Below are 2405 nucleotides of genomic sequence, written 5' to 3' on the forward strand. Positions count from 1 at the left end.
GACAGAACTTGGCCGGCCCAAGTTCGAGCGCGTTGCATGAAAAATGCAGTGGATAGGGTTGCCTCGTCCAAAGTCTGATCCATGCAACAGTGCTCCTATAGGTACCGTGAAATTTTTTAATGAAGACAAGGGATTTGGCTTCATTACGCCCGAGAATGGCGGAGCGGATGTTTTCGTCCATGTGTCTGCCCTGCAACGAGGCGATTCGCTCCGAGAAGGCGAGAAGGTCAGCTACGAGCTGGGCCAAGATCGGAAGACCGGGAAGTCGAAGGCCGAAAACGTGAGCGTGCTCTGACCGCATGAGCAAGAGGATTGGCCGCGGATTTTTCAGTTTCCGAGCGTAGGCAGGCTAGTCAAATTCCAATAGCCTTGGCGGGATTAGAACCGTCGGCCCGTCGTTACCTCCTTACCTGAAATCCCGAGTCTTCACCTTGATCGCGTCGAGATGCAGTTAGGGATCCACAATACCCCTCGGCCACGGCCCTTCGGCAATCCACGCGGATCGGGCGCCGGCGATCCATAATGAAACTCATCGCCCCGCCCATGCGGCAACGGAAACGCCGCATCACGCGCGCCGACGCTTGCCAGTTTCCCTGACAGGTCGGACAGCAGGTGAGCGACCAGATGCACGACGTCCCCTGCCGCTGGATGCGGCCCATAGACGCCGACTATGCCGGCGCCGAGCACGAGGTGGCGGAGCTGACAAGGAAGATCGCGGCCCCCGGAAGTGTCGAGACCCACCATTGGTCGGCGAGGAAAGCGCGGCCGTCGGCGACCATGGCGCCCCATTCGGCAAGCGGCGGCTGTGCGCCGAGACCGAGAAAGCCGGGGCCAGCGGCAGTCAGGATCATGCCGGCGAGCTCCGTCGTGAGCCTCGTCAGCACGGTGGGGAAGACGAGCGGCAGGATGTCACGCAGGACAATCCGCGCTGTCGAGGCGCCCTGAAGCCTCGTAGCCGCAATGAAGTCCGCCTGTTTAGGCGCTTCGTCTCGGCGCGGGCAAGCCGTGCAAAGGGCGGCCAGGCGGTGAGGCTGATCGCGATGACGGCGTTGACCATGCCGGGGCCGAGTGCCGCGGCGAGTGCGAGAGCCGCTCAGCATCGTCGGGCTTATCGTCTTCTACGCCAAAGCTCGACTGGGTTGCGGATCCCGGCCGTATCGACATCGCCTACTTGACGCAGTAATTGCAGGCGACTGTTTCTTCACCGATGCACTTTCTCACCTCATGGTCCTTGAGGACAGGCTGCCCGTCAGGAGGAAGGTGCCAAGGTTGTCGCGCGCAACATCCGAAGCAAAGGTCAGGAACTGCTGCCAGATCGGGTTGGTTGCGGGAGCGCGAGATCACCGAACCGTGGCGGAGATTCCGCTGCGACTGCCGCAGGATCGAATGCGTTTCTGGCTCGCGCTCCTGCCCGAACAGGAGCGCACATTGCGGCCAACCGGAATTCATCTCTTTGGTCTGCGCTACTGGTCGCCTGCTCGTCAAATACGACCCTCGGGACATGGCCCGTATCTTCGTACGGCGACCTTTGGGCAACTTCGTGGAAGCGCGCTACGCTGATTTGACCCTGCCTTCGGTGACCCCGTGGGGGCGCGACGCGCACTGCTGGCGAAAGGGCGACAGGAAGGCAATACCCGCGCCATCGTGGGCACGGCAGTCGCGCAGCGTCAACTGGTGGATGCAGCAACCAAGAAGAGGGCAGCCGTACGACGCGGTGGCGCAGGAAAGCCAAAAACGAACGCGGATGACCGCGGATGGGGCTCGCTTCGCGGCATCGACTTTAGCAAACCTGTGCCCTTTGTCGAGGACACGGGGCGAGCTGCCATGAACAACGAAATCTCCCACCTGACCGCGAGCGCCGCGGCGCTGCTCGCTGAACAACCTGGACTTCGCGGCCGAAATCGCGCGCCTTCTGCTGATGCGATGCGTGCCGAGACACCTTCCTCCTGAGTACGAACCGTGGCGATTCAGAGTGCTCGGCGCAATCATTCCAGATCTCGATGGTGTCGTCGCTACGGAACGGAGGAACCTGCCTACACCCGCAATTCCGATCCTGTCGCTGCATCTGCGACCGGCTCTGCTGGCCGGAGTAGCCGTCGTCGAGCGGGCCGGACCGGAGATGCTCGAAATGCTGCGCGGCCAAATGATGGGTGTCAACAAAGTGCCTTTCAGCAGCGCTACCGATGAGATCATGAACCATACACGCCGTTCGGTGGCGTCGTCGCAGTTGCAGTTAATTTGATGGGTGGAGCGGCCTCCCAACGGCGTCTAGCATCGCTGTTGTGAGAAACAGGGAAAGGAGCCACTCCCTGAACCAGATTGTTACAATCGGACTCGACCTTGCCAAGAATATCTTCCAGGTGCACGGCATCGACGCTTGCGGCAAGGTAGTCGTCCGTAAGCCA

General features: G+C 61.2%; 5 protein-coding genes and 1 pseudogene. 4 read left to right on the forward strand and 2 right to left on the reverse strand.

The window, feature by feature from the left end:
* Nucleotides 1–181: hypothetical protein (locus A3C3_RS47815; RefSeq protein WP_245278828.1), on the reverse strand; the 181-nt coding region annotated here is incomplete at its 3' end.
* Here A3C3_RS47815 and A3C3_RS0137180 point away from each other — a divergent pair.
* On the forward strand, nt 98–295 hold the full coding sequence (locus tag A3C3_RS0137180) for a cold-shock protein (protein WP_028740330.1): 198 nt from the start codon (nt 98–100) through the stop codon (nt 293–295). The genes A3C3_RS47815 and A3C3_RS0137180 overlap by 84 nt on opposite strands.
* A 373-nt stretch (nt 296–668) precedes the next feature.
* On the opposite strand, the pseudogene A3C3_RS42415 reads toward A3C3_RS0137180, so the two are convergent.
* Nucleotides 669–1090: pseudogene (locus tag A3C3_RS42415) on the reverse strand (ABC transporter permease); the annotation flags it as partial.
* A 296-nt stretch (nt 1091–1386) separates the two neighbouring features.
* On the opposite strand from A3C3_RS42415, the gene A3C3_RS47820 reads away from it, so the two are divergent.
* The 3 genes from A3C3_RS47820 to A3C3_RS0137195 are packed head-to-tail and all read left to right on the forward strand — an operon-like array spanning nt 1387 to nt 2242.
* Entirely contained in the window at nt 1387–1560 is a 174-nt protein-coding gene (locus A3C3_RS47820) for a Mu transposase C-terminal domain-containing protein (RefSeq protein ID WP_245278826.1), read from the forward strand.
* A 24-nt stretch (nt 1561–1584) separates the two neighbouring features.
* The gene (locus tag A3C3_RS47825; RefSeq protein WP_233450516.1) at nt 1585–1950 is read left to right on the forward strand and encodes a hypothetical protein; all 366 of its coding nucleotides are present in this window, start codon (nt 1585–1587) and stop codon (nt 1948–1950) included.
* A 22-nt stretch (nt 1951–1972) separates the two neighbouring features.
* On the forward strand, nt 1973–2242 hold the full coding sequence (locus A3C3_RS0137195) for a hypothetical protein (protein WP_233450515.1): 270 nt from the start codon (nt 1973–1975) through the stop codon (nt 2240–2242).
* Nucleotides 2243–2405: the final 163 nt, after the last annotated feature.

The sequence above is a fragment of the Rhizobium mongolense USDA 1844 genome, assembly GCF_000419765.1.
In the GTDB taxonomy this organism is placed as follows: domain Bacteria; phylum Pseudomonadota; class Alphaproteobacteria; order Rhizobiales; family Rhizobiaceae; genus Rhizobium; species Rhizobium mongolense.

Bases quoted from the DNA above. Each gene is read 5' to 3' on its own strand.
- A3C3_RS47820 (WP_245278826.1), top strand. From the start codon at position 1,387: ATGCGTTTCTGGCTCGCGCTCCTGCCCGAACAGGAGCGCACATTGCGG.